We start from the raw sequence: 25,578 nt of genomic DNA on the forward strand, positions 1-25,578 counted from the left end.
AGCGGTAGTTCAGTTGGTTAGAATACCGGCCTGTCACGCCGGGGGTCGCGGGTTCGAGTCCCGTCCGCTCCGCCAGAATCAAAGCCCGCTGGAAGTTCCAGCGGGCTTTTTTCTTTTGCGCCGCCGGTTCCGGTCCGCGCGTTCCCTTTCTCTTCCGATCTTTGGTGCGGCGCAGGTGTGGCGCTGCTGCGGCTCATACCTGCGCGCGATTCGTGCGGGGCGTACGGACAAAACGCCATTGCCTGAGGCGACGCGTTATCGTAGCGTTGTCGAAACTTCGAATTTCCGCGATTGCCGCGTTGCCTGCCATGTTCGCACCGAACGACATTCCGTCGCGCTTCCAGCTGCGTCACGCCTCCATGGACGACTTCGAGTTCGCCGAGTCGCTCACGCGCCGGAACATGGGCGGCTATTACCAGCGGCATCATCTGATCTGGCGGGGCGATCTGTTCCTCGCGAGCTATCGCGAATCGGAGAATTTCATTCTCGAACTCGATGGCGAGGCGATCGGCGTGCTGCGCGTGACGCAGGAAGGCGATTCGCTGCACATCCGCGACGTGCAGATCGCCGAGGGTTGCCGCGGCAACGGCGCGGGCACGTTCCTGCTCGACATCTCGCATCAATGGGCGCGCGAGCGCGGGCTGCGCGAATTGCAGCTGCGCGTGTTCGTCGATAACCCGGCGGCGCGGCTTTATCTGCGCATGGGTTATCGCGTTGCCGGACCGCGGCTCGCGCGGCTCGGCTCGATCCGGCACATGACGCGCCTGGTGTGATCTTGCGTCAGTCGCCCGGCGCTTCGAGCGGTTCGTCGTTTGCGGAATGGGTTTCGTCGAGATCCTGCACGCGGTCGCCGGTACCGCGTGCGATAAAGGCGCGCGGGCTTTCGCCGAACGCGCGCCGGAACATCGCCGAAAACGCGCTCTGGCTTTGATAGCCGAGTTCCTGCGCGACGATCGACATCGGCTTGCCCTGATTCAGCAGCGGAATCGCGCGCGCGAGGATCGCCTGCTGACGCCACTGCGAAAAACTCACCCCCAGTTCCAGCCGGAAAAGCCGCGCGATCGTGCGCGTGCTGGCGCCCACGTGGGCGGCCCAGTATTCGAGCGAGCCCGGACCGGCCGGATCGGCGAGCAGCGCTTCGCAGAGCGCGCGCAGGCGCTTTTCCTCGGGCATTGGCACCGCGAGCGGCAGGGGCGCAGAGCGCGTGATTTCGTCGAGTGCGACCGCACCGAGCAGACGCTCGCGCGCCGGGGCGATGCCGTGTTCGTCGAAGGCGGCGATCGATTCGCGCAGCAAGCCCGAGACTTCGACCACGCGGCACGCGTCCAGCCCGGCGGGAATCACCGACTGATCGACATAGAGCGTGCGCAGGAACGCGTCCTCGACGATGGACACTTCGTGCGTGACGTACGGCGGCACCCAGATCGCGCGCGACGGCGGCACCATCCACGTCGTGCCGGGCGTGGCCATGCGCAGCACGCCGCGCGACGCATAGGCGAGCTGCGCCCACGCATGCGTGTGCTTCGAGATGCGCACGCCGGCGGCCATCGGCCGCGAGCGTACGCGGATCGGATGCTCGAGGTTCGGCGCGAACTCGGGCGGGATCTCGGCGAAGGCGGCGGGCAGGGCGTCGCTGACTGGGGTGGCGTCGAAGGTGGTGGCGTCGGCGGTCATGGCGGCATGCGGGTGCTGGTGTGCGCTGATCTGTGCGGGTTGGCGCTGACAGGGGCAACGGAGTGCCTCATTTTAGGCGCGTGTACGGATCGGCGCGTATCGACGCTTAATGGTGCCTTTGCACGCCCGTCACGCCGCGCGCAAACATGCTGGCTATCGCATAATGACGCGGATATCAGGAGCAAGGAGCGGAATCCATGAAATACGTGTTCGTCTACGGCACGCTGCGCGCGGGCGAGATCAACGACATCAACCTCGCCGCGGATCGCCATGCGATCGCGCGTCCGCGTCATCTGGGGCTCACGTCGCTGTCGGGTCGGCTGTTTGACTTCGGCACGTATCCGGGCATGGTGGCGGGCACGCACGACGACGCGGCGATCCAGGCGGATCAACCCGCGCGCGTAGTCGGCGACGTCTATGAAATCGACGATGCGCTGCTGGCCGTGCTCGACGAAATCGAGCAGGTCTATCCGGGCGTCGACGGGCTGTTCGTCTCGAAGGCGGTGAGCCTCGAAGTGCAGGGCGAGCGCGTCGACTGCCTGTACTATCCGGTCGCGCCGGGCGCGGTCGCGGGCCGTCCCGAAATCACGAGCGGCGACTGGGTGGAGCATCGGCGCGCGCGCTAGGTGCCCACCTCGCGCACCGCGAAAAACTCGCAGAAAACACGAAGGCCCGGCGGACTTACATCCGCCGGGCCTTTTTTATCGACGCATCGGCTCATCGCATCCAGCGATGAGCGAAGCCGATCAGATTTCCTCGTACAGCGGCAGCGTCAGGAATTCGACGAAATCCTCCGACGTCGACATCTGTTCGAAGATCTGCGCGGCGCGCTCGTACGGCTTCGTATCGCCGCCGACCACGCCCTTCACCTTGTCCAGTTCCTGCGGGATCAGTTCGCGCACGAGTTCGGCCGTGACCTTGCGGCCGTCGTCGAGCTTGCCCTTCGGCGAGCGGATCCACTGCCACACCTGCGAGCGCGAGATTTCGGCGGTCGCGGCGTCTTCCATTAGGTTGTGGATCGGCACGCAGCCATTGCCCGCGAGCCACGAACCGAGGTAGTGGATGCCGACGTTGATGTTGTTGCGCAGGCCCGTTTCGGTGATCGGCGCTTCCGGACGGAAGTCGAGCAGATCCTTGTTCGTCACGTTGACGTCGGGGCGCTGCTTGCCGATCTGATTCGGCTTGTCGCCGAGCACCTTCACGAACTCTTCCATCGCAATGGGCACGAGGCCCGGATGCGCAACCCAGCCGCCGTCGTAGCCGTCGCCCGCGTCGCGCGCCTTATCCGAGCGCACGCCGCCCATTGCCTTGTCGTTCGCTGCCGCATCGTTCTTGATCGGAATCAGCGCGCTCATGCCGCCAATCGCCGGCGCATTGCGCTTGTGGCAGGTCTTGAGCAGTTCGAGCGCATAGGCGCGCATGAATGGCACGTTCATCGTGATCTGCGAACGGTCCGCGAGGCAGAAGTCCGCGTCCTTCTTGAACTTCTTGATCGCCGAGAAGATGTAGTCCCAGCGGCCGGCGTTCAGGCCCGAGCTGTGTTCGCGCAGTTCGTAGAGGATTTCGTCCATCTCGAAGGCGGCGAGAATCGTTTCGACCAGCACAGTCGCGCGAATCGTGCCGCGCGGAACGCCCACGCCTTCCTGCGCCGCGACGAAGATGTCGTTCCACAGGCGCGCTTCGAGGTGGCTTTCCATCTTCGGCAGATAGAAGTACGGGCCGCTGCCGCGCGAGATCAGTTCCTTCGCGTTGTGGAACAGATAGAGCGCGAAGTCGAAGATGCCGCCGGACACGCGCTGGCCGTCGACCGTCACGTGCTTTTCGTCGAGATGCCAGCCGCGCGGACGCACGATCAGCGTGGCGGTCTTGTCGTTGAGCTGATACGACTTGCCGTTCTGTTCGAGCGAGATCGTGCGGCGCACCGCGTCCTTGAGGTTGATCTGGCCGGTGATCTGGTTGTCCCAGTTCGGCGCGTTCGAATCCTCGAAGTCGGTCATGTACGAATCCGCGCCCGAATTCAGCGCGTTGATGATCATCTTGCGCTCGACCGGGCCGGTGATTTCCACGCGGCGGCATTCGAGATCCTTCGGCAGCGCGGCGATTTTCCAGTCGCCTTCGCGGATCGACTTCGTTTCTGCGAGGAAGTCCGGACGCTCGCCGGCGTCGAGACGCTTCGTGCGCTCGACGCGCGCCTTCAGCAGTTCCTGGCGACGCGGTTCGAAGGCGCGGTGCAGCTTCGCGACGAGTTCGAGCGCCTCGGGCGTGAGGATCTGTTCGAAGCCGGGTTGGATCTCGGCCGTGATCTGCATGCCTTGCGGCAGTTGCAACGTGTTCGCCATTTGCTAACTCCTTGGTCGGTCAGATTGTGAATGCGTGTGTGCTGCTATCCGTGCTCGCTGCGCGATGTCGTCATGCGCCCGGGCTGGGGCGGGGGCGGCTTCGTTCGGCGGGCGCGGCGGTTTCGATGAAGGCGGCCAGTTCAGCCATGCCGCCGCCGGTGCCGTGCGGCGCGACGCCGAGTTCTTCGGCGGGCAGACGCTGGCGGTTGATCCAGAAGGTGGTGTAGCCGAACCAGCCGGCGCCCGCGGCGTCCCAGCCGTTCGACGACACGAAGACCAGCTCGCGCGGCGCCGCGTCGAACGCGGCGGTGCCGAGCGCGTACGCGGCGGCGGCGGGCTTGTAGGCGCGCACGGCGTCCACGGACAGCACGTGGTCGAACAGGCCGTTCATGCCCGCGCTCTTGACCGCGATGTCGAGCATCTGCGGATTGCCGTTCGAGAGGATCGCGAGACCCGTGCGGCTGCCGTCGGCGCGCGTTTCGCGCAGGCGGCGCAGCACGGGCAGAACGTCGGGGAAGGCGGACAGGCAGGCGTATTCGTCCATCAGACGCTTTTCGCCCGCGCCTGTCAGCGAGAGATTCAGGCGGCGCGCGGCGTAGCGCAGCGCGTCGAGCGTGACGTCCCAGAACGGCTTGTAGCGCGCGCCGGCGGGGTCCGAGAGCGTGCGCAGCTGCGTGTACTCGATCTGCTTGAGACGCCAGAGCTGCGAGAGCGCTTCGCCCTGGCCCGGGAACATCTGCTCGGCGGCGGCGACGACGGAATGCACGTCGAAGAGCGTGCCGTACGCGTCGAAGATCACCGCCTTGGGAAAAAGAGTTGTCGTTGTGGCCGACATAGCCTTGCACTCCGTCGTCAGAGGTCGAGGTGAATTGTATTCATGAGGTGGATTGCTGAAAAAGGCGCGATTGATCACTTGATCTTTTACTTTTACCCACCTAATCTGACGATCATTCGCTTCTTTGCAGCCATTTGCGCTGCGCAATCCGGCTCCCTTTTTCTCCAGATGGATCGATTCAAGCAGATCGAAACCTTCGCGATCGTCGCCGCGAAGGGCAGTCTTTCGGCGGCCGCGCAGGCCGAAGGCGTGGCGCCCGCGATCATCGGACGCCGTATCGACGCGCTCGAGGAACGCCTCGGCGTGAAGCTGTTCGTGCGCACCACGCGGCGTATCACGCTGACTTTCGAGGGCTCGGCGTTTCTCGAGGACTGCCAGCGCATCATTCACGACATGCAGAACGCCGAGGCGAGCGTGTCGGCGGGCGGCGTGAAGGCGAGCGGGCATTTGCGCGTGTCGGCGCCCGCGGGTTTCGGGCGGCGTCACGTCGCGCCGCTCGTGCCCGATTTCACGGTCGCGCATCCGGACGTGACGATCACGCTCGATCTCTCGGACCGGCTCGTCGATCTGGTCAACGAAGGCTTCGACTGCGCCGTGCGGCTGGGCGAATTGCCCGACTCGTCGCTGGTCTCGCTCAAGCTCGGTGAAAACCGCCGCGTCGTCGTTGCCGCGCCCTCGTATCTGTCGCGGCGCGGCGAACCCGAAACGCTCGCCGATCTCGCGCGTCACAACTGCCTCGCGTTCGGCGCGAGCGCGAATCAGCAGCGCGGCTGGACGTTCCAGCAGGACGGCAAGGTCGTGCAGATTCGCGTGGCGGGCACGATGGAGTGCTCGGATGGCGCGGTGCTGCACGAATGGTGTCTGGCGGGCCACGGTCTCGCGTGGCGCTCGTGGTGGGAAGTCGGCGAGGACATTGCGGCGGGCCGGCTCGCGCGCGTGCTCGACGCCTACGCCGCGCCGCCCATCGGCATTCATGCCGTGTTTCCGCAGCGCCGGCACCTGCCGTTGCGCGTGCGCCTCTTTCTCGACTTTCTCAAGCATACGTACGGTCAACCGGGTTACTGGGGACAGGACTGACGCGATCCGTCCCGCGACATTCGCTCGACGCGCGGCCTGACGTGGGTGTTTCCGATATGCGGAGATGCCCGCATGCCCGCCGCGGCGTGTTTTTTAGCGCACTACAATCGGCAGAAGACTGGGCAGCAGACTGGGTAGAAGCGTTGGCAGAAGCGTTGGCAGAAGCGTTGGCAGAAGCGTTGCCGGAAGCGCCGGCAGCGCAGACGAACACGGAGGGCGTCATGTTCAAGCACATCCTCGTTCCGACCGACGGCACGGATCTGTCGAAAAAGGCGATCGACGGCGCGATTGCACTCGCACGGACGCTGGGCGCGCACGTCACGGCCTACGCCTGCATGCCGCAGTATCCGTACTCGCCGTATCCTGGCAACATCGCCGGCGACATCGCCATCGAACTTCCCGGCGACTTCCAGACGCGCAGTGAGCGAGAGGCGCGCACGCATCTGCAGGCAGTCGAGGAGGCGGCGCACAGCGTGGGCGTGGCGTGCGACAGCTGCACCAGCGTGCATCCTTCGCCTTATCTGGGCATTATCGAAGCCGCCGAAAACCGGGGCTGCGACGTGATTTTCATGGCCTCGCATGGACGTCGCGGTCTGGGCAGCCTGTTGATCGGCAGCGAAACCCAGCGTGTGCTCAGTCATACGAAGATTCCGGTGATCGTCTATCGGTGAAAAGCGTCCGGCGCGCGTCCGGCGGTGGCGGCGGCCGGCATGCCCCGCCAAGGTTCACATGCCGGCCGCCGCGCCGTGCGGACGGCGCCTGAACGGGCGAGGGTTCCCCAACCCGCGCCAGCGGTGGTCTTACGCCACCTTTTTATCGAAAAACTGCTCGTCTTCCGTCGAACCGTGCAACGCCGTGGTCGACGCGTTGCGCTCGACCGTCTGCGTCACGGCGTCGAAGTAGCCCGTGCCCACTTCGCGTTGATGCTTCACGGCGGTGAAGCCCTTCTCGGCCGCGGCGAACTCGGCCTGCTGGAGTTCCACGAACGCGCTCATGTTCTGACGCGCATAGCCGTGCGCGAGGTTGAACATCGAGTAGTTCAGCGAGTGGAAGCCTGCGAGCGTGATGAACTGGAACTTGTAGCCCATCGCGCCCAGCTCGCGCTGGAACTTGGCGATCGTCGCGTCGTCGAGATTCTTCTTCCAGTTGAACGACGGCGAGCAGTTGTACGAAAGCAGCTTGCCCGGAAATTCCTTGTGGATCGCTTCGGCGAACTGCTTGGCGAACGCGAGATCCGGCTTGCCCGTTTCGCACCAGATCATGTCGGCATACGGCGCGTAGGCGAGGCCGCGCGAGATCGACTGTTCGAGGCCGTTGCGGGTGCGGAAGAAGCCTTCCACCGTGCGTTCGCCCGTGAGGAACGGCTTGTCGTTGTCGTCGATATCCGAGGTGACGAGGTCGGCGGCTTCGGCGTCGGTGCGGGCGAGCAGCACGGTCGGCACGCCGCAGACGTCGGCGGCCAGACGCGCGGCCGTCAGCTTGGCGACGTTTTCGCGCGTCGGCACGAGCACCTTGCCGCCCATATGGCCGCACTTCTTGACCGAGGCGAGCTGATCTTCGAAGTGCACGCCCGCGGCGCCGGCTTCGATCATCGCCTTCATCAGTTCGAACGCGTTCAGCACGCCGCCGAAGCCCGCTTCGGCGTCCGCCACGATCGGCTGGAAGAAGTCGGTATAGCCTTCGTCGCCGGGATTCTTGCCTTCCGACCACTGGATCTGGTCGGCGCGCGTGAGCGTGTTGTTGATGCGCTTGACCACCTGCGGCACCGAGTTGGCCGGGTAGAGCGACTGGTCCGGATACATCTCGCCCGCGAGGTTCGCGTCGCCCGCGACCTGCCAGCCCGACAGATAGATCGCCTTGAGGCCGGCCTTGACCTGTTGCATCGCCTGGTTGCCGGTGAGCGCGCCCAGCGCGTTGATGAACGGCTCGGTGTTCACGCCTTTCCAGAGCTTTTCCGCGCCTTGCTTCGCGAGCGTGTGCTCGGGCTGGATCGATCCGTGCAGGCGCACCACGTCGTCGGCCGTGTAGTTGCGCTTGATGCCTTTCCAGCGCGGATCCGTGTCCCATTGCTGCTGGAGTTGCTCGGCTTGCTGTTGACGCGTCGACATGGTGGGCTCCTTCTGTTGACCTGATAGATGAACCGCTGATCGGAACGACTAAACCGGTGAACTTCGCGAAGCTTGTGTCTCGTTGTGGGGACGGAGGCGTTTCGTTTCGCGAACTCTTATATAAGAGTCTAGGCAAATCGATGGCCCCGCAACAGGGCGGCAATGGGGAATTTTATGGATTTTTAATTCAATTAAATCAACGATGTATTGGGTTTATTTCGCGATGAGGAATGCGATTTTCCATCTCGCAATGGCCCGGTTTGTGCCACGCAGCACGCGATTTTACGGAGCAAAAATTTTTTTCATATCGTGAAATCCAGCGTGCGGGCAAAAAAAGACCGGTGACGAAGCACCGGTCTTTTTTGGGGCTGCGGACGCCGGGCGGTTGTGAATCGCCGCCCGGTGCCGTTTTCAGCGTGGTTTAGCTGTCGCGACGCGCGCCACGCGGGCCGCCGTCACGACGGCCGCCGCCGAAGCCTTCGCGCGAACGGCCGTAGCCGTCGCCGCGCGGCTGGCTGTAGCCGCCACGATCGCCGCCTTCGCGACGCGAGGCGCCGTAGCCGCCTTCACGCTGGCCGTAGCCGCCGCGCGAATCCGACTTGTTGCCCCAGCTGTTGCCGTTGCGGTCGCCTTGCGGACGATCGCCGAAGCTGCGCTCGCCATTGCCACCGCCGTTGCCGCCGGCATTGCCGCCGTAGCCGCCACGGTTGTTGCCGTAGCCGCCACCCGGCTTGCCGCCGAAGCGACGGCCGCCGCCGTTGCCGCCGCCCGGACGGCCGCGACCGCCGAAGCCGCCACGGTTAGCCGGCGGTGCCTTGCGCGGCTCGAAGCCTTCGACGACGTTGACCGGCAGCGTGCCGCGCACGAAGCGTTCGATGCGCTTGAGCGCGCCTTGCTCGGCGTGGTGCACGAGGCTCACCGCGGTGCCCGAACGGCCCGCGCGGCCCGTACGGCCGATACGGTGAACGTAGTCTTCCGCGAACTTCGGCAGGTCGTAGTTGAAGACGTGCGTGATGCCCGGGATGTCGATACCGCGTGCCGCGACGTCGGTCGCGACCAGCACGCGCACGCGACGCTCGCGCAGTGCGCGGATCGTGCGGTTACGTGCGCCTTGCGGCAGGTCGCCATGCAGCGCGGCGGTTTCGAAGCCGGCGTCGGCCAGCTTGCCGGCGAGCTGGTCGGCGTCCATCTTGGTGGCCGTGAACACGACGGCCTGGTCGAGCTTTTCGTCGCGCAGCAGGTGGTCGAGCAGACGATCCTTGTGATCGCGGTCGTCGACGTAATGCACGGTCTGGGCGATGTTCGAGCTCGCTTCGATCTTGCGGACGATCTCGATACGCTCCGGATCCTTCAAGAGGCGGCCGGTGATCGAGGCGATCTTGCCGTCGAGCGTGGCCGAGAACAGCATCGTTTGACGCGTTTCGGGCGTCGCGGCCACGATCGTGTCGATGTCGTCGATGAAGCCCATGTCCAGCATGCGGTCAGCTTCGTCGAGCACGAGCATCTTCAGCTCGGACAGGTCGATACGGCCGCGCTCGAGGTGGTCGAGCAGACGGCCCGGCGTTGCCACGAGAATTTCGGGGTTCTTGGCGAGCAGCATCAGCTGCTGGCCGTAGGCCACGCCGCCGAGAATGCTGACGGTGCGCAGGCGGCGCAGGTGCTTGCCGTACGTCGAAGCGGCCGTCGTCACCTGCATGGCGAGTTCGCGCGTCGGCGTGAGGACGAGCAGGCCGGGGCGTGCCACCGGCTGCGGACGGCGTTGCGGGCGGCGATCGGCTTGCTGGCCGTTCGCGCCTTGCGGACGCGGCTCGCGCGGTTGCGCGGCTTGTGCTTTCTGGATCTGAGCGAAGCGCTCGATGGCAGGCAGCATGAACGCTGCGGTCTTGCCCGAACCGGTCGGGCTGGAGACCAGCAGGTCGCGGCCCGCGATGGCTGCAGGAATGGCGCGTTCCTGAACCGGCGTCGGGGCCTTGTAGCCCGCTGCGGTCAGCGCGGAGACAATCTCCGGCGACAGACCGAGCGACTCGAACGTCGGACCTGCCGGCGTGTCGGCAGCAGGCGCGACGCCTTCAGCGGCGGCGGCGACAGGCTGCTCGAGGCCGAGGGCGTCGTTGGCGATCGCGTCGAGGGGGCTTTGGGTATTGCTCGAAGTCATGAAAATCCTTGGTACACAGGAAATAGAACGTCGGCGCCAATCGGCATACCCAAGTCGTCGGATTGTGCAAACAAATCGAAAAACGGGGGCAATCCGCACACGGGGGCGGATTTTCGTTAGAAGCTGTTTTGGGTGCGGCTCAGCCCGGATTGGCCAACCGCCAGCCTGATACTTGACGGCCCGAAAGCAGGGCCACGGCAGGGAGGGACAGGTTCTAAACTGGATTGGAGCTTAACGCTACGTGGCGTTGGGCTGATCGCAATGGCGACCGGAGCGCAACGCAGCGTGGATTATATCTCGTTTTGTTGCAGCGCGCCAGCGCGAGCGCAAACGATTTGCGGTGCGCGGATAGTTGCACGCGGATCGGCGCAAAAGAGGGTGGGAACGGCGGGGGATCGCGGCGAGATCGCGGCGAGTTCGCGGAGGGGAAATTCGGGCGAGGCGCGGCTGGGCGTGCCTCGCCGACCGGTGCGAAGCCGGGCTTAGCTCGCCGCGCCGCTCTTGAGCGACTCGACCAGTTCTACATACTGCGTCTTCGCCGTGTCCTGCGCCGTGCCTTGCAGCGCGGCCCACGCGTCGTACTTGTATTTGCCGACGATGTCGGTGAAGCCCGGCTTGTCGCCATGCACGTCGCCTTCGCTCGCCTGCTTGTACAGCGCGTACAGACGCAGCAACGTCAGGTTGCCCGGACGCTCCGACAGCTTCTGCACGTCTTCCTGCGCCTGCGCGAACTGGGCGTTGATATCGCTCATTGCTGTTTCCTCCACTTGAATTCGATCGAGTCCGACGATGGTAGCAGCGTCGTCTGGCATGGGGCTGGAACGATTCCTCCACTCTAGAAGGACTCTCGCCGACGGTGAGCGCGGCGCGCAGCGCGCATGCCTGGGCGGCGACTGGGCGAGGGCGCCGCATTACAATAGCGGTCATGACTGAAACCGTGCTGCTTGCCATCGATACGTCGACCGAATTCTGTTCGGTCGCGCTGCTTCGCGCCGCCGCATCCGCGGGCGGTGCATCTGCCCCGGGCTCCGCTCAGGATGCCGTGCAGAAACCGACCTCTTCGCGCGTCTGGGTGCGACATGAAGCCACGGGCGCTGTCTCCAGCACGCGCCTGCTGCCTGCCATCGGCGAAGTGCTCGCCGAAGCCGGCCTTACGCTCGCCGATTGCGACGCGATCGCGTTCGGCGCGGGCCCCGGCTCCTTCACGGGCTTGCGCACCGCCACGGGCGTGGCGCAAGGCCTCGCGTTCGGCCTCGATATTCCGGTCGTGCCGGTCAGCACGCTGCTCGTCTGCGCGGAAAGCGCGCGGCTGCGCGACGCGTCGGCGACGCGCGTGCTGGCGGCGCTCGACGCGCGCATGGACGAAGCCTATTGGGCCGACTACGCGTGGGACGCGGCGACGGGCGACTGGACGACCGTGCACGCCGCCTCGCTCGATGCACCCGAAGCCGTCGTCGCGCCCGACACGCCGTTCACGCTCGCGGGTAACGCGGCGGCGGCCTTCGGTACGCGCCTGAGCGCCGCGGCGGTCGCACGCGTGATCGACGCCGAGGCGCTGCCGCACGCCGTGCCGCTTGCGCATGCCGCGCTGCGTGCGTTCCGCGCCGGCCGCACGGTGCCCGCCGACCAGGCCGCGCCCGAGTACATCCGCAACAAGGTCGCTCAGACCACGGCCGAGCGCCTCGCCGCCAAATCGGCCGCGTCCGGGGAGGGACGATGAGCGGTGTGCTGATGACCGACCGCTATCTGTCCCAGATGACCGAAAGCGATCTCGACGAGGTCGTGGTGATCGAAAAGAACGCCTACGAATTTCCGTGGTCGCGTGGCAATTTCGAGGACTCGCTGCGCAACGGCTACTACGGTATCTGCATGCGTCATGTGACCGGCACGCTGATCGGCTATTGCGTGCTGATGCCGGTGGTCGACGAGATGCATCTGCTCAATCTGTGCGTCGCGCCGGCGGCGCAGGGCGCGGGCGCCGGGCTCGCGCTGTTGCGCGAAGGCGTGCGGATGTCGCGCGCGCAGGGGCTCGAAGGCCTGCTGCTCGAAGTGCGGCCGTCGAATCATCGGGCGATCCGGCTGTACGAGCAGTTTGGTTTCGTGACCGTCGGGCGGCGCAAGAACTACTATCCGGCTCGTCACCACACGCGCGAGGACGCGATGGTGATGCGTCTGACTTTTGCAGAGGAGGGCGCGGATGGCGCTCGATGAATACGCGCTCGAGGAGTTGGGACTCGCGCCGCGCTGGGTGCGCAAGGGTGCGGCGGCGGCCGTGGGAAGCGTGGCGGTCGAGGCCGTTAGCGTCGGTACTGCGGTTGCCAGCCATGTGACGGAGGTTGCGCCGTCGGTCGAGGCTGTCGTGGCGCGCGCCAGCGCGCCGTCGCAAGCCGAAGCACCGACGCCGGCGCGCACGCCGCAGCGCGAGCCGGGCGCTGCCTCGCCGCCTGCCGAGTCACGTCGAGCGGCGCCGTCCGAAGCGAAGCGCGCCCAACCGGACGCCGACGAACCGCCGCCTTTCACCGAAGACGATTTCGCGTGGTTCGATTCGGTCGCCGAGCCGGTGCTGCCGCAAGACATCGACGCGCCCGCGCGCGCGCCGCGCGACGACATCGCGACGCTCGACTGGGACGCGCTCGCCGAGCGCGTCAAGTCGTGCGAGCGCTGCCGCCTGTGCGAAAAGCGCACCAACACCGTCTTTGGCGTGGGCGACCGCGAAGCCGACTGGATGCTGATCGGCGAAGCGCCCGGCGAAAACGAAGACCGCCAGGGCGAGCCGTTCGTCGGCCAGGCGGGCAAGCTGCTCGACAACATGCTCCATGCGCTGACGCTCGCGCGCGGCGAAAACGTCTATATCGCCAACGTCATCAAGTGCCGCCCGCCCGGCAACCGCAATCCCGAACCGGACGAAGTCGCGCGCTGCGAGCCGTATCTGCAGCGCCAGGTCGCGCTTGTGAAGCCGAAGATCATCGTCGCGCTCGGACGTTTCGCGGCGCAGAGCCTGCTCAAGACCGACGGCAGCATCGCGTCGCTGCGCGGTCGCGTGCACGAGTACGAAGGCGTGCCGGTGATCGTCACGTATCACCCGGCGTATCTGCTGCGCAGCCTGCACGACAAATCGAAGGCGTGGGCCGATCTGTGCCTCGCGCGCGACACGTGGCGCAAGGCGGCGGGCGGCGAGTCATGAACGTCGAAGGGCGCGGCGGGGTGGGGCTCGTCGCGTCCGATGCGGTGACCGAAGTCGCGTCCGACCTTGCCTCGAACGCCGCGCGCGATCCACTGGCCTGCTACGCCGATCCGGCCGTGCGCGATCTCGCGTGGCTCCTGCTGAGTGCGGACTTGTTGCGTCCGCAACCGCAAGCGCCGCTCGCGCAGCCTTGCGCCGATTCGACGTCGGCCCATGCCGTCGCCGGTTGGCTCGCTCAACTCGATCGCGATCCGGCGCCGCTGCACGCAATGCTCGAAGCGGCGAATCTCACCCGCCTCGGCCGTTATGCGGAAGCGCTGCTTGGCGCGTGGCTGACGCTCGGTCCCGCGCCGCGACTCGTCGCCGCCGGTCTGCCGCTGCGTCACGCAGGACGCACGCTGGGCGAATGCGATTTTCTCGTCGAGACCGCCGATGGCCAAAAGCTGCATTGGGAACTGGCGGTGAAGTGCTATCTCCATGCGGGCGCCGATGAGCCTCACGAGGGCCGTCTCGCGGATTTCGTCGGGCCGAATTTGCGCGATCGCTTCGACTGGAAATTCGCGCATTTGCTCGACCATCAATTGCGGCTGACGCAGCGCGAGGAATTCGCGGCGCTCGGCCTGGTTGGGCCCTGGCTCGCGCAGATGTTCGTGAAGGGCTGGCTGTTCTATCGCGCCGATCCGCACGCGGATCATGCCGCGACGAATGCGCCGGAAGTGGCGGCGGCGCATGGGCGCGGCTGGTGGGTCACGCACGCCGATTGGGCCGATTTCGCGGCGCGTCACGGCGCGGATGGCTGGAGCGTTCTGCCGCGTCTCGCGTGGCTTGCGCCGCGCCGTCTCGACGCGCGTGAACTCGCGCAAGGCGATCGTCCAGAGATTGCAACTAACTGCCAATCCGGCGATGCGGCAGCAAGTGGTGGTGGGGCAGGCGTCCACGAAAGGCTGGCAGCCGGATCGGCGGACGAAATGTCTATCAAGCGCGCCACGCAGGCTGACGGATTTTTAAACCGTCTCGCCGTCGCGCGCCCGACCGATTCCGCGACGCTGTTCGCGAATCTGCTGCGCAAGCACGATCCGGTGATGGTCGCTGCGTTCGTCGCCGATGGCGTCGGCGGCTATATCGAGCACTCGCGCGGTTTCATCGTCCCCGACGACTGGCCCGAGCGGGCGAGCGCCTTCGCGCGGCAATAACCCGCGCCTACCACCAACGCCAGAAGTGATGCACCGGGCCCACGCCGTGCCCGACATGGAGCCGGTCGCTCGCTTCCAGCGCGCCGGTGAGATAAGTCTTCGCCTGCGCGACGGCGTCCGCGAGCGTCGCGTTCTGCGGCCACAGCGCGGCAATCGCGGAAGACAGCGTGCAGCCCGTGCCGTGCGTGTTCGTCACCGGCACGCGCGGGCCGCCCAGACGCAGCGTGCCGCCGGCTTCGATCAGCCAGTCGGGGCTGTCGTCGCCGCCGAGGTGGCCGCCTTTCATCAGCACGGCCTGCGCGCCGAGCGCACGCAGACGCTCGCCTTGTTCGACCATCGCGGCTTCATCGGTGGCCGCTTCGATGCCGAGCAGCGCCCCCGCCTCCGGCAGATTCGGCGTGACGATGTCCGCGAGCGGCAGCAACTCCTCGCGCAGCGCCGCGACGGCCTCGGGCGCGAGCAGCGCGTGATTGCTCTTCGAGATCATGACCGTGTCGAGCACGATGCGCGGCGGCTTGTGACGGCGCAGCGCGTCGGCCACCGCACGCACGATCGACGCGTTGGCGAGCATGCCGATCTTCACGGCGTCGATGCGGATGTCGTCGAACACGGCGTCGAGTTGCGCTGTCACGAAGGCGGCGTCGGGTGCGTGGATCGCCGTCACGCCGCGCGTGTTCTGCGCGGTCAGCGCGGTGATCACGCTCGCGCCGTACGCGCCGAGCGCCGAGAACGCCTTGAGGTCGGCCTGGATGCCCGCGCCGCCGCCCGAATCGGAGCCGGCGATCGTGAGGACGTGGGAAATCGGTGAGGTCATGGCAGCGTCGCGAAGGCGCCGCGCGCGCATCGCTCCGAAAGCTCGAAGACCGCCGCGCGGACGCTGAAAAATTCGATGAAGGGGGCGACGGCGGCGCGTTGGCGCAGCCGGTCAGTGTCCGTGATTTTCGCCGATCAGCGCGACCGAGTCGAACGCGCGCTGATTGGCCTGGTGGCGCCGCATCACGAGCCACATCATCAGACAGACGAAGGTGCCGAACAGCACGATCACGATGGTCACCGGCACGTCGAGCCAGACGAGCACGGCGTAGAGGCACAGCATCACGAGCACCGAGAGATTCTCGTTGAAATTCTGCACGGCGATCGAGTGACCGGCGGACAGCAGCACGTGGCCGCGATGCTGGAGCAGCGCGTTCATCGGCACGACGAAGAAGCCCGACAGCGCGCCCACGACCATCAGGAACATATAGGCGAACAGCAGATAGCCCGGAATGCGCAGATGGCCGATATGCAGGCCCCAATGCGGCGGAAAGAGGTTGCGCGTGTAGAACGCCATCAGCATGACGGCGATGCCCATCAGAATGCCGACCGGCAGTACCGAAAGCGACTTCTTGAGCGGGATGCGCGCGGCCGCGATCATCGCGCCGGCGGCCACGCCCACGGCTACCACGGCCTGCAGCACCGCGCCTTCCGAGAGCGACATGCCGAGCGAGACTTCGGCCCATTTCAGCACGATGAATTGCAGTGTGGCGCCCGCGCCCCAGAACAGCGTCGTGACCGCGAGCGAAATCTGGCCGAGCTTGTCGTGCCAGAGCGTGTTGAAGCAGTCGGCGAAATCGGTGATGAGACGGATCGGACCGTGCTGCTGGCGCGGATAGCGCGCGCCGGTGTCGGGAATGCGCAGATTGAAGAGGGCGGCGATCACGTAGATGGCCATGATCACGAGCATCGCGGCTTCGGCCGGCGTGTTGATCGAGGCGGGCGTGTGGCGGATCACGTGGGCGGCGATGTGCGGGCTGATCAGCGCGCCGCCGAGCACGGTGCCGAGAATGATGGAGCCGACCGTGGTGCCCTCGATCCAGCCATTGGCGGCGACGAGCCGTTCGGGCGGCAGCAGCTCGGTCAGAATGCCGTATTTGGCCGGCGAATACGCCGCCGCGCCGAAACCGACCACGCCGTACGCGAGCAAGGGATGCGTGCCGGCCAGCATCATGGCGCAGCCCACGACCTTGATCGAGTTCGTGATAAACATCACTTTGCCCTTAGGGCGGGAATCAGCAAAGGCGCCGACGAATGCGGCAAGAACGACGTAGGAAAGGACGAAGAACAGCTTGAGCAGCGGCGTCATCCAGTTCGGGGCGTGAAGGTCTTTCAGCAGTGCAATCGCAGCGATCAGGAGCGCATTGTCGGCCAACGACGAAAAAAACTGCGCGGCCATGATGGTGTAAAAGCCTTTTTTCATCTGATGCGATGCTGTCCTCGCTGCGGTCCGTCCGCCCCGGACGGGTGGGAGGCATCCGGGCTTATTACGTTCGAAATGGGTTGTGCGCAGGGCTTTATATCACGAAAATAGCTGCATTCGGACTAGCACATTCCTTGACCGCCCAGCAGGCGGGCCTGCCGGGCGCTGAAAACACCCTGTAAGCTCCTGATTCGAAAGCGTCTTTACGAAAATCTCCCATGCCGCGCCCCCTCTCAGCCACGATTCACACCGCCGCACTCGCCAATAATCTCTCCGTCGTCCGGAAATACGCGCCGAAGTCGAAAATCTGGGCCGTGGTCAAGGCCAATGCCTACGGGCACGGGCTGGCGCGGGCGTTCCCCGGACTGCGCGCCACAGACGGTTTCGGCCTGCTCGACCTCGAAGAGGCCGTGAAGCTGCGCGAACTCGGCTGGGCGGGGCCGATCCTGCTGCTCGAAGGCTTTTTCCGGCCGACCGATATCGACGTAATCGACCGTTACAGCCTCTCGACCGTCGTCCACTGCGACGAGCAGATGCGCATGCTCGAAATGGCGCGTCTCTCGAAGCCCGTGAACGTGCAGCTCAAGATGAATAGCGGTATGAACCGGCTCGGCTACACGCCCGAGAAATACCGCGCCGCATGGGAGCGCGCGCGGGCGGCGGCCGGCATCGGTCAGATCACGCTGATGACGCATTTCGCGGACGCCGACACGCCGCGCGGCATCGGCGAGGCGATGGCGGCGTTCGAGCGTGGCGCGCAGGGGATCGCGGGCGCGCGCAGTCTCGCGAATTCGGCGGCCACGCTCTGGCATCCGGAGTCGCATTTCGACTGGGTGCGGCCGGGCATCGTGCTCTACGGCGCGTCGCCTTCGGGCGAGGCGTCGGCGCTCGACGGCACCGGCCTGCAACCGGCGATGACGCTCGCATCCGAATTGATCGCCACCCAGAACGTTGCCGAAGGCCAGACCGTCGGCTACGGCTCGACCTTCACGGCGCGCAAGCCCATGCGCATCGGCGTGGTGGCGTGCGGTTACGCGGACGGCTATCCGCGCGTCGCGCCCGAGGGCACGCCGGTGATCGTCGACGGCGTGCGCACGCGGGTCGTCGGCCGCGTCTCCATGGACATGCTGACCGTCGATCTCACGCCGGTGCCGGGCGCGGGCATGGGCACGCGCGTCGAGCTGTGGGGCGCGAATCTGCCGATCGACGAGGTGGCCGCCGCGTGCGGCACGATCGGTTACGAGCTGATGTGCGCGGTCGCGCCGCGCGTGCCGGTGCGCGCGGAGTAAGCGGGGCGCCTGGGGAAGCGGGACAGGACAACGACACCAGAAACAAAGGCGGTATGGCGAAAAGCATGGCGAAGGTTAAGACGCTCTATATCTGCACCGAATGCGGCGGACAGGCGCCGAAATGGCAAGGACAGTGCCCCGCGTGCAGCGCGTGGAACACGCTGGTGGAAAGCGTCGCGGAGCCCGCGGGCAATCACCGTTATCAGGCGCTCGCGAAGAGCGCGCCGGTGCGCCGTCTTGCCGATATCGAGGCGTCCGACGTGCCGCGCTTCACGTCCGGCGTGGGCGAGTTCGACCGCGTGCTGGGCGGCGGTCTGGTCGCGGGCGGCGTGGTGCTGATCGGTGGCGATCCGGGTATCGGCAAGTCGACGCTGCTGCTGCAATCGCTCGCCGAAATCGCGGCCGACCGCCGCGCGCTCTATGTGAGCGGCGAGGAATCGGCGGCGCAGATTGCATTGCGCGCGCAACGTCTCGGTCTGCTCGAAAAGGGCTCGAAGATGAGCGAGCTGCAACTGCTCGCCGAAATCCAGCTCGAAAAGATCCAGGCGACCATCGAGGCAGAGAAGCCCGACGTTGCCGTCATCGACTCCATCCAGACGATCTATTCCGAAGCGCTGACGTCCGCGCCCGGCTCGGTCGCGCAGGTGCGCGAGTGCGCGGCGCAGCTCACGCGCATCGCCAAGCAGTCGGGCACGTCGATCATCATGGTCGGCCACGTGACGAAGGAGGGCAACCTCGCGGGCCCGCGCGTGCTGGAACACATCGTCGATACGGTGCTGTACTTCGAGGGCGACACGCACTCGTCGTTCCGTCTGGTGCGCGCGTTCAAGAACCGGTTCGGCGCGGTCAACGAACTGGGCGTGTTCGCGATGACCGAGCGCGGCCTGCGCGGCGTTGCCAATCCTTCCGCACTGTTTCTGTCGCAACACGAGCAGAGCGTGCCGGGTTCGTGCGTGATGGTGACGCAGGAAGGCTCGCGGCCGCTGCTCGTGGAAGTGCAGGCGCTCGTCGACACGGCGCAGGTGCCGAATCCGCGCCGACTCGCCGTCGGGCTCGAGCAGAACCGGCTCGCGCTGCTGCTGGCGGTGCTGCATCGTCACGCGGGCATCGGCTGTTTCGACCAGGACGTGTTCCTGAACGCGGTGGGCGGCGTGAAGATCACCGAACCGGCCGCCGACCTCGCCGTGCTGCTTTCGATTCATTCGTCGATGCGTAACAAGGCGTTGCCCAAGGGTCTGATCGTTTTCGGCGAAGTGGGCCTGGCGGGCGAGATCCGGCCCTCGCCACGCGGCCAGGATCGTCTGAAGGAAGCGGCGAAGCTCGGTTTCACCTGCGCGCTGATTCCGCGCGCCAATGCGCCGAAGCAGCCGATCGAGGGACTCAACGTGATCGCGGTCGAGCGTATTGAGGAGGCGATCGACCGGGTGCGCGAACTGGAGTGATATCGATGCGACAGGCATGGTCTGTCGCGTAATCATTGGTAACAACCCTGGTTCGCACTGTAACCAGAAAATTTTGCGATTTCCCTATCCTTGCCCGCATATGCAACCCCGCATCCAGCGGAAAGGATAGCGACTTGAAACAGACAGAATCGTCCTTCGTCGGAAACTCGATCGTCGTGCGCGGCTGCCGCGTCTCCGAGCCGCTTGTGCAGCCTTTCGGCGGCACTTGCCGCATCGTCGAGTGGATCGACGGCGACGGCCGCATTTCACGCCAGGTGGTGGCCGGCAATGTGACGGCTGCGCAGGTGCGCAGCACCATCGCCCATCACGTGGAAGGCCGCAAACACGTCATGTACGACGACGAGCGCATGCCGCGTCAAACGCTGCCGCGGCGCTAGGCGCGCGGCGAGGTCTCGGGTGGCGCCCGAGGGTGGCGGCGAGGTCATGGTCACGACACAGGCACTTGCCAGAAAAATGGGCGCATCGAGCGCCCATTTTTCATACAGCTTGCCTTTCCTTAACTTACATTGCGCCTGCTCCTGGTTGCTCCTTGGCAGCCCCTCCGCCGCGCCCTGGCCGCGTTCGCTCACGGGCCGTAGCTGAACGGTTTCTTGCCCGGCGGCTGGCCCGGTGCGTGGGTGCCGCCGCCTTGCGGAGCATTTTGCGCATAGCCCTGCATGCCGGGCGTATTGGTCGCGAAAGCGGTTTGCGGATTGGGCGGCGGAGGCGCTACGGGTGCGCTTTGCGTACCCGCCATGCCGTAGGCCGCAGCGGCGGCGCCCGCCTGGGCAAACGGCGCCGCGGCCGGCGGCAAGCCCGCGGCACGGCGCGCTTCCGCTTCACGCTGCGCGGCGATTTCGTCGAGCACCGCCTGGAGCGCTTCCGGATTGAAGAGCGGATGATTGGCCGCCTCGCCGGGCGTGAGCACCGGCGACACGCAGCAGTCGATCACTTCGAGCCGGTCGATCCACGTTTGCAGCGGCTCGGCCGCAATCATCGCGGCGAACTCGTGCGTGAGCGCTGCCGCGTCCGTGCCACCGATCGCCTGACCGAGGCTCCAGTGCCGCTGCGCCCAATCCTCGCGGCCAATGGCCGTGCAGAGCGCCTGCCAGAACTTCAGCTCCAGCGCACCGACGGCCAGCCAGCGATCGTCCTGGGTGCGATAGAGGTTGTAGCAGGGCACGCCGCCGTTGAGCAGGCCGCCGCCCGCCTCGAGCGCGGCCGCGTCGTCGTTGGCGAGTGCGACCTGGGCGACCACGTTGTGCGTGTGCGAGACGTGCGCCATCGAGATATCGACGAAACGGCCTTCGCCGCCACGCGCAACTTGCCAGAGCGCGGCGAGAATCTGCGTGACCGCCGCGAGCGCGCCGCCCAGCAGATCGGCGATCTGGAAATTGGGCAGCACGGGCGCGCCGTCCCGCGCGGCGATCTGGTGGAGCACGCCGGAATACGCGACGTAATTGATGTCGTGGCCGGCGCGCTCGGCGAACGGACTGGTCGTGCCGTAACCCGTGATCGCGCAGTAGACGAGCTTGGGGTTGATCGCGCGCAGGGTCTCGTAGCCGAGCCCGAGCCGGTCCATGACGCCGGGCCGGAAGCTCTCGACCAGCACGTCGGCGTCGCGGGCGAGCGCGAGCAGCACCGCGCGGCCGCCCTCGGACTTGAGGTCGAGCCGCGTTTCGCGCTTGCCGCGGTTCACGATCTGATAGAACGCGCCCGGACGGCCCGCGATTTCGTCGGCGCTGTTGCGCATCATGGCGCGCGAGGCGTCGCCAGCGCCCGGCGGCTCGATCTTGAGCACGTCGGCGCCCATTTCCGCGAGGCGCAGCGTGGCCACCGGCCCGGGCAAAAGACGGGTCAGATCGAGAACGCGGAGGCCTTGCAAGGCGGGTGTCGACACTCGGGTGACTCCTGGCGGTGAGAGCGGTGACGTCGTTAAGGTCAACAGGCGGATCAGGATCGATTGTGCCGCACGTGCGGTGCGGGCATCAGCCGATCTGCTCGAGTTCTTCGTGCGCTTCGAGCCATTCGGCTTCGAGCGTCTCGAGGCGCGACTGGACGTCGGCCTGACGGCGGATCGCGTCGGTCAGACGCGTCTTCTGCTCGGGCTCGTAGCTGGCCGGGTCGGCGACGAAACCGTCCAGCGTGCCTTTCTCGGCATTGAGCGCGTCCATTTCCTTTTCGATCTTGCCGATCTTCGCCTGCAGCGGCTTTTTCAGATGCGCAAGACGTTGGCGCGTTTCCGCTTCCTGACGGCGCTGTTCCTTGCGGTTGACGCCCGCGTCGGCGCCATCCAGTTCGCTGGCCGCATTCCCCGTGCCGCCGGCTGCCGCCGCCTTGAGCGCCGCGCGTTGCTCGGCCGCGTGCTGGAGCAGCCAGTCGCGGTAGTCGTCGAGATCGCCGTCGAACGGTTGCAGCCGGTGTTTGGCGACCAGCATGAACTGGTCGGTGGTTGCGCGCAGCAGATGGCGGTCGTGCGACACCAGAATGAGCGTGCCTTCGAACTGGGCGAGCGCCATGGTCAGGGCGTGACGCGTTTCGAGGTCGAGGTGGTTGGTCGGTTCGTCGAGCAGCAGCAGATTGGGCTTTTGCCAGATGATGAGTGCGAGCGCGAGGCGTGCCTTTTCGCCGCCCGAAAAGGGCGCGATGGGCGCCGTGGCCATTTCGCCGGGGAAATTGAAGCCGCCGAGGAAATCGCGCAATTCCTGCTCGCGCGTGTCGGGCGCGAGGCGCGCGAGATGCTGGAGCGGCGAGTCGTCGGGGCGCAGCGTCTCGAGCTGATGCTGCGCGAAATAGCCGATCTGCAGGCCTTTGCCCGTGCGCGTCTCGCCCGAAAGCGGCGCGAGCGTGCCCGCGAGCGTCTTGATCAGCGTCGATTTACCCTGGCCGTTCGCGCCCAGCAGCCCGATGCGCTGGCCGTTCTGTATGGACAGCGCCACACGCTCGACGATCGGCGTTTCGGTGCCGTCTTCGGCGCGATAGCCGCAGCGCACGTCTTCCATCACGAGCATGGGATTGGGCGCGGAATCGGGTGTGCGGAACTCGAAAGTGAACGGCGAGGCGGCATGCGCGGGCGCGATCAGCTCCATCTTTTCGAGCGCCTTCACACGGCTCTGCGCCTGGCGCGCCTTGGTGGCCTTGGCCTTGAAGCGGTCAATGAAGCTCTGCAGATGCGCGACGGTTTTCTGCTGCTTTTCGTAGGCGCTTTGCTGCAGCGCGAGCTGCTGCGCGCGCAGGATCTCGAACTGCGAATAGTTGCCGCCGTAGCGTTTGACCTGATGATTTTCCAGATGCAGTGTGACGTTGCAGATTGCGTCGAGGAATTCGCGGTCGTGCGAAATGACGACGAGCGTGCCCGGATAGCGATGCAGCCAGTCTTCGAGCCAGACGATGGCGTCGAGGTCCAGGTGGTTCGTGGGTTCGTCGAGCAGCAGCAGGTCGGAGCGGCACATCAGCGCCTGCGCGAGATTCAGGCGCATGCGCCAGCCGCCCGAGAAGCTCGCCACGGGCTGGCGCGTCTGGTCGAGCGTGAAGCCGAGGCCGAGCAGCAGCGCTTCGGCGCGCGCGGGCGCGGTGTAGCCGTCGGCGTCGGCGAACGCGGCGTGGGCTTCGGCTTCGGCCGCGCCGTCGTGGGCCGCCGAGGCCGCCGCAATGCGCGCTTCGATTTCGCGCAGGTCGGCGTCGCCGTCGAGCGTGTATTCGAGCGCGCTCCTGTCGACCGCGGGCGTTTCCTGCGCCACGTGCGCGATCTGCCACGAAGGCGGCAGCGAGAAGTCGCCGGCGTCCGCGTGCAGTTCGCCGCGCAGCACGGAGAACAGCGTGGATTTGCCCGCGCCGTTCGCGCCGACGAGACCGGCCTTCTCACCCGGATTCAGGGTGAACGAGGTCTGGTCGAAAAGCGGCTTGGTGCCGCGAGCAAGGCTGAATTGGTTGAAGCGGATCACGGGAGCGCTGGCGCGGACGGGGCCGCGAACAAAACGTAAAGCGCTATTTTAACTGGGTGGCGGGCCTCCAATGACTAGCCGAATGGCTAGCCATTCGGCCAGGGTGCGGGACGGCCACTTTCTCCATTAGACTGGCGCTTTCCTTTGGAGAGCCAGATGACGACGGTGTATGCGTTTTCGGCCGAGCCGCTGGGCGGCGGCGCGCCAGTGAGCCTCGAACAGTATGCGGGCAAGGTCCTGTTGATCGTGAACACTGCGAGCGAATGCGGTTTCACGCCGCAATATGCGGGTCTGCAAAAGCTCCACGATCAGTACGCCGCGCGCGGCCTCGCGGTGCTCGGCTTCCCGTGCAACCAGTTCGGCAAGCAGGAGCCGGGCGACGCATCGCAGATCGGCGCGTTTTGCGAGAAGAATTTCGGCGTTACGTTCCCGATGTTCGCGAAGATCGATGTGAACGGCGCCCACGCGCACCCGCTCTACCAGTGGCTGACCGAGGAAGCGCCGGGCGTGCTGGGCCTCGAACGCGTGAAGTGGAATTTCACGAAGTTTCTCGTCGACCGCAACGGCAACGTGGTCAAGCGCTACGCGCCGGTCACGAAGCCCGACGCCATTGCCGCCGACATCGAAAAGCTGCTGTAACGCCGGGCGCTAGAGAATCGGCGCAAACAGCCGCGCGAGGTGCATGGTGATCTTGCGCCACGCGGGCGCGTTGCGGTATTCGCCGCGGTCGATCTCGAAGGTGTGCGCGAAGTCGCGCTCCAGCATCGCTCCCACTTCGGCGGCGAAGCCGCGGTGCACGGTCAGCACCATGATCTCGAAGTTCAGGCGGAACGAGCGGTTGTCCAGGTTCGCGCTGCCGATCGCGGCGGCGACGTCGTCGATCAGCACGACCTTCTGGTGCAGGAAGCCCGGCTTGTAGCGGAAGATGCGGATACCCGCGCGCACGGCGTCGTAGGCGTAGAGCGTCGAGGCTTCGAACACCACGTAATGGTCGCGGCGGCTCGGGATCATGATGCGCACGTCCACGCCGCGCAGCGCCGCGAGGCGTAGTGCGGACAGCACAGCCGAGTCGGGCACGAGATAGGGCGTGGTGATCCAGATGCGCTTGCTGGCGGCGTTGATCGCCTCCACGAAGAAGAGCGAGCAGGTTTCCTGGCGGTCGGCGGGGCCGGTGGGCATGACGAGGCACTGCATGTCGTCGCCGTCGCGCGGCGTGACGGCGGGCGGCTCGGAGCCCGGCAATTCCTGGGTGACCCAGTACCAGTCCTCGGTAAACGCGAACTGGATGCTGGCCACCACCGGGCCGCGCACTTCGATATGCGTGTCGCGCCACGGCGAAAGCCGCGCGTTCGCGCCGAGATACTCGACGCCCACGTTGTGGCCGCCCACGTAGGCGCGCTCGCCGTCGACCACCACGATCTTGCGGTGATTGCGGAAGTTGAGCTGGAAGCGGTTGACGAAGCGGCGCTTCGCCGAAAACGGATGCACCTCGATGCCGCCCGCGCGCAGATCGCGCACGTAGCTGGCGGGCAGGTCGAAGCTGCCGATGCTGTCGTAGAGGAAGTACACGCGCACGCCGCGCTGCGCGGCGGCGAGCAGCACGTCCTTGAGCATGTCGCCGAGCGCGTCCGCGTGCACGATGAAGAACTGCACGATCACGTACCGCCGAGCCTGTTCGATTGCGTCGAAGATGGCCGAGAAGGTGGCCTCGCCGTTCACCAGCGTGCGCACCGCGTTGCCCGGCACGAGCGGCATGCCGCCCAGTTGCGCAAAGGTGCGGATCACGCGTTCGCTGAGCAGATCCGTCGGGCCGATGCTGGTGGTTGCCGGGCGGTCGCGTTCGGGGGCGTGTGCGCGTGTGCGCAAGGTTTCGTCGCGGATGCGCCGCGCGTCTGCGTAGCCTTCGAACTTGCTGCGGCCGAGGAACAGATACGGGATCAGCGTGAGGTAGGGCATCGTCGCGAGCGAGACGGCCCAGGCGATCGCACCTTGCGAGGTGCGCGTATTGAGAATGGCGTGGCAGGCCGCGATCAGTCCGAATACGTGGACGACCGCGAGCAGGGTGCCGAGCGTTGACCAGTCGAAGTGCATAAAGGCGCGAG

General features: G+C 66.2%; 22 protein-coding genes and 1 pseudogene. 12 read left to right on the forward strand and 11 right to left on the reverse strand.

Annotation, left to right across the window (positions count from 1 at the left end):
- Nucleotides 1-308 precede the first annotated feature (308 nt).
- The gene (locus SB764_RS36270; protein WP_205994400.1) at nucleotides 309-773 is read left to right on the forward strand and encodes a GNAT family N-acetyltransferase; all 465 of its coding nucleotides are present in this window, start codon (nucleotides 309-311) and stop codon (nucleotides 771-773) included.
- Nucleotides 774-780: 7 nt separating this feature from the next.
- Here SB764_RS36270 and SB764_RS36275 read toward each other — a convergent pair whose 3' ends face one another.
- Nucleotides 781-1,674, reverse strand: a complete 894-nt coding sequence (locus SB764_RS36275) for an AraC family transcriptional regulator (RefSeq protein ID WP_410866249.1) — start codon at nucleotides 1,672-1,674, stop codon at nucleotides 781-783.
- Between the two features lie 197 nt (nucleotides 1,675-1,871).
- Here SB764_RS36275 and SB764_RS36280 point away from each other — a divergent pair, with 197 nt between their 5' ends.
- On the forward strand, nucleotides 1,872-2,300 hold the full coding sequence (locus tag SB764_RS36280) for a gamma-glutamylcyclotransferase (protein ID WP_074984476.1): 429 nt from the start codon (nucleotides 1,872-1,874) through the stop codon (nucleotides 2,298-2,300).
- Between the two features lie 120 nt (nucleotides 2,301-2,420).
- Here the strand turns inward: SB764_RS36280 and aceB are convergent, their stop codons facing one another.
- On the reverse strand, nucleotides 2,421-4,013 hold the full coding sequence (aceB, locus tag SB764_RS36285) for a malate synthase A (protein WP_410866250.1): 1,593 nt from the start codon (nucleotides 4,011-4,013) through the stop codon (nucleotides 2,421-2,423).
- 70 nt (nucleotides 4,014-4,083) lie between these two features.
- Nucleotides 4,084-4,848: a haloacid dehalogenase type II gene (locus SB764_RS36290; protein WP_410866251.1), complete on the reverse strand. Its 765-nt coding sequence runs from the start codon at nucleotides 4,846-4,848 to the stop codon at nucleotides 4,084-4,086.
- 168 nt (nucleotides 4,849-5,016) lie between these two features.
- Here SB764_RS36290 and SB764_RS36295 point away from each other — a divergent pair, with 168 nt between their 5' ends.
- Nucleotides 5,017-5,925 carry a LysR family transcriptional regulator gene (locus SB764_RS36295; protein ID WP_065060193.1) on the forward strand — a complete coding sequence of 303 codons (909 nt, stop codon included), beginning with the start codon at nucleotides 5,017-5,019 and terminating at the stop codon, nucleotides 5,923-5,925.
- Between the two features lie 221 nt (nucleotides 5,926-6,146).
- A complete protein-coding gene (locus tag SB764_RS36300) occupies nucleotides 6,147-6,596 on the forward strand; it encodes a universal stress protein (protein ID WP_065060362.1) in 450 nt (149 codons plus the stop codon).
- A gap of 129 nt (nucleotides 6,597-6,725) precedes the next feature.
- Here SB764_RS36300 and aceA read toward each other — a convergent pair whose 3' ends face one another.
- The 3 genes from aceA to SB764_RS36315 all read right to left on the reverse strand — a co-directional run bounded on the left by aceA (nucleotide 6,726) and on the right by SB764_RS36315 (nucleotide 10,940).
- A complete protein-coding gene (gene aceA, locus SB764_RS36305) occupies nucleotides 6,726-8,033 on the reverse strand; it encodes an isocitrate lyase (protein ID WP_410866252.1) in 1,308 nt (435 codons plus the stop codon).
- A 421-nt stretch (nucleotides 8,034-8,454) separates the two neighbouring features.
- Nucleotides 8,455-10,188 carry a DEAD/DEAH box helicase gene (locus tag SB764_RS36310; RefSeq protein ID WP_110328471.1) on the reverse strand — a complete coding sequence of 578 codons (1,734 nt, stop codon included), beginning with the start codon at nucleotides 10,186-10,188 and terminating at the stop codon, nucleotides 8,455-8,457.
- Nucleotides 10,189-10,670: 482 nt separating this feature from the next.
- Nucleotides 10,671-10,940: an acyl-CoA-binding protein gene (locus SB764_RS36315; RefSeq protein WP_074984483.1), complete on the reverse strand. Its 270-nt coding sequence runs from the start codon at nucleotides 10,938-10,940 to the stop codon at nucleotides 10,671-10,673.
- Between the two features lie 173 nt (nucleotides 10,941-11,113).
- Between SB764_RS36315 and tsaB the strand changes: the two genes are divergently transcribed.
- From tsaB to SB764_RS36335, 4 genes are read left to right on the forward strand one after another with little or no spacing between them, the layout of a single operon-like run.
- The gene (tsaB, locus tag SB764_RS36320; protein ID WP_410866253.1) at nucleotides 11,114-11,908 is read left to right on the forward strand and encodes a tRNA (adenosine(37)-N6)-threonylcarbamoyltransferase complex dimerization subunit type 1 TsaB; all 795 of its coding nucleotides are present in this window, start codon (nucleotides 11,114-11,116) and stop codon (nucleotides 11,906-11,908) included.
- A complete protein-coding gene (rimI, locus tag SB764_RS36325) occupies nucleotides 11,905-12,399 on the forward strand; it encodes a ribosomal protein S18-alanine N-acetyltransferase (RefSeq protein ID WP_065060188.1) in 495 nt (164 codons plus the stop codon). The genes tsaB and rimI overlap by 4 nt, the downstream gene beginning before the upstream one ends.
- Entirely contained in the window at nucleotides 12,386-13,372 is a 987-nt protein-coding gene (locus SB764_RS36330) for a uracil-DNA glycosylase family protein (protein WP_410866254.1), read from the forward strand. The genes rimI and SB764_RS36330 overlap by 14 nt, the downstream gene beginning before the upstream one ends.
- Nucleotides 13,369-14,565, forward strand: a complete 1,197-nt coding sequence (locus tag SB764_RS36335; protein WP_410866255.1) for a DUF1853 family protein — start codon at nucleotides 13,369-13,371, stop codon at nucleotides 14,563-14,565. Before SB764_RS36330 ends, SB764_RS36335 begins: the two co-directional genes overlap by 4 nt.
- Before the next feature lie 7 nt (nucleotides 14,566-14,572).
- Here the strand turns inward: SB764_RS36335 and thiD are convergent, their stop codons facing one another.
- Nucleotides 14,573-15,379, reverse strand: a complete 807-nt coding sequence (gene thiD, locus SB764_RS36340) for a bifunctional hydroxymethylpyrimidine kinase/phosphomethylpyrimidine kinase (protein WP_410866256.1) — start codon at nucleotides 15,377-15,379, stop codon at nucleotides 14,573-14,575.
- A 111-nt stretch (nucleotides 15,380-15,490) separates the two neighbouring features.
- On the reverse strand, nucleotides 15,491-16,801 hold the full coding sequence (gene lplT, locus SB764_RS36345; RefSeq protein ID WP_065060185.1) for a lysophospholipid transporter LplT: 1,311 nt from the start codon (nucleotides 16,799-16,801) through the stop codon (nucleotides 15,491-15,493).
- 218 nt (nucleotides 16,802-17,019) lie between these two features.
- On the opposite strand from lplT, the gene alr reads away from it, so the two are divergent.
- The 3 genes from alr to SB764_RS36360 all read left to right on the forward strand — a co-directional run bounded on the left by alr (nucleotide 17,020) and on the right by SB764_RS36360 (nucleotide 19,930).
- Nucleotides 17,020-18,090, forward strand: coding sequence for an alanine racemase (gene alr, locus SB764_RS36350; protein WP_074984489.1), 1,071 nt, complete (start codon nucleotides 17,020-17,022; stop codon nucleotides 18,088-18,090).
- A gap of 65 nt (nucleotides 18,091-18,155) precedes the next feature.
- Nucleotides 18,156-19,532, forward strand: coding sequence for a DNA repair protein RadA (radA, locus tag SB764_RS36355; RefSeq protein ID WP_065060360.1), 1,377 nt, complete (start codon nucleotides 18,156-18,158; stop codon nucleotides 19,530-19,532).
- A gap of 134 nt (nucleotides 19,533-19,666) precedes the next feature.
- On the forward strand, nucleotides 19,667-19,930 hold the full coding sequence (locus SB764_RS36360) for a DUF2866 domain-containing protein (protein ID WP_074984490.1): 264 nt from the start codon (nucleotides 19,667-19,669) through the stop codon (nucleotides 19,928-19,930).
- A gap of 467 nt (nucleotides 19,931-20,397) precedes the next feature.
- Here the strand turns inward: SB764_RS36360 and SB764_RS36365 are convergent.
- Together SB764_RS36365 and SB764_RS36370 are read right to left on the reverse strand one after the other, a co-directional pair.
- A pseudogene (locus tag SB764_RS36365) lies at nucleotides 20,398-21,417 on the reverse strand (CaiB/BaiF CoA transferase family protein); the annotation flags it as partial.
- Between the two features lie 103 nt (nucleotides 21,418-21,520).
- Nucleotides 21,521-23,476 carry an ATP-binding cassette domain-containing protein gene (locus SB764_RS36370; protein ID WP_410866257.1) on the reverse strand — a complete coding sequence of 652 codons (1,956 nt, stop codon included), beginning with the start codon at nucleotides 23,474-23,476 and terminating at the stop codon, nucleotides 21,521-21,523.
- Nucleotides 23,477-23,632: 156 nt separating this feature from the next.
- On the opposite strand from SB764_RS36370, the gene SB764_RS36375 reads away from it, so the two are divergent.
- Entirely contained in the window at nucleotides 23,633-24,115 is a 483-nt protein-coding gene (locus tag SB764_RS36375) for a glutathione peroxidase (protein WP_065060182.1), read from the forward strand.
- Nucleotides 24,116-24,124: 9 nt separating this feature from the next.
- On the opposite strand, the gene cls is transcribed toward SB764_RS36375, so the two are convergent.
- The gene (gene cls, locus SB764_RS36380; RefSeq protein ID WP_410866258.1) at nucleotides 24,125-25,567 is read right to left on the reverse strand and encodes a cardiolipin synthase; all 1,443 of its coding nucleotides are present in this window, start codon (nucleotides 25,565-25,567) and stop codon (nucleotides 24,125-24,127) included.
- Between the last annotated feature and the right edge of the window lie 11 nt (nucleotides 25,568-25,578).

Origin of the sequence: Paraburkholderia sp. SIMBA_027 (assembly GCF_046535315.1) — a bacterium.
Lineage (GTDB): Bacteria > Pseudomonadota > Gammaproteobacteria > Burkholderiales > Burkholderiaceae > Paraburkholderia > Paraburkholderia tropica.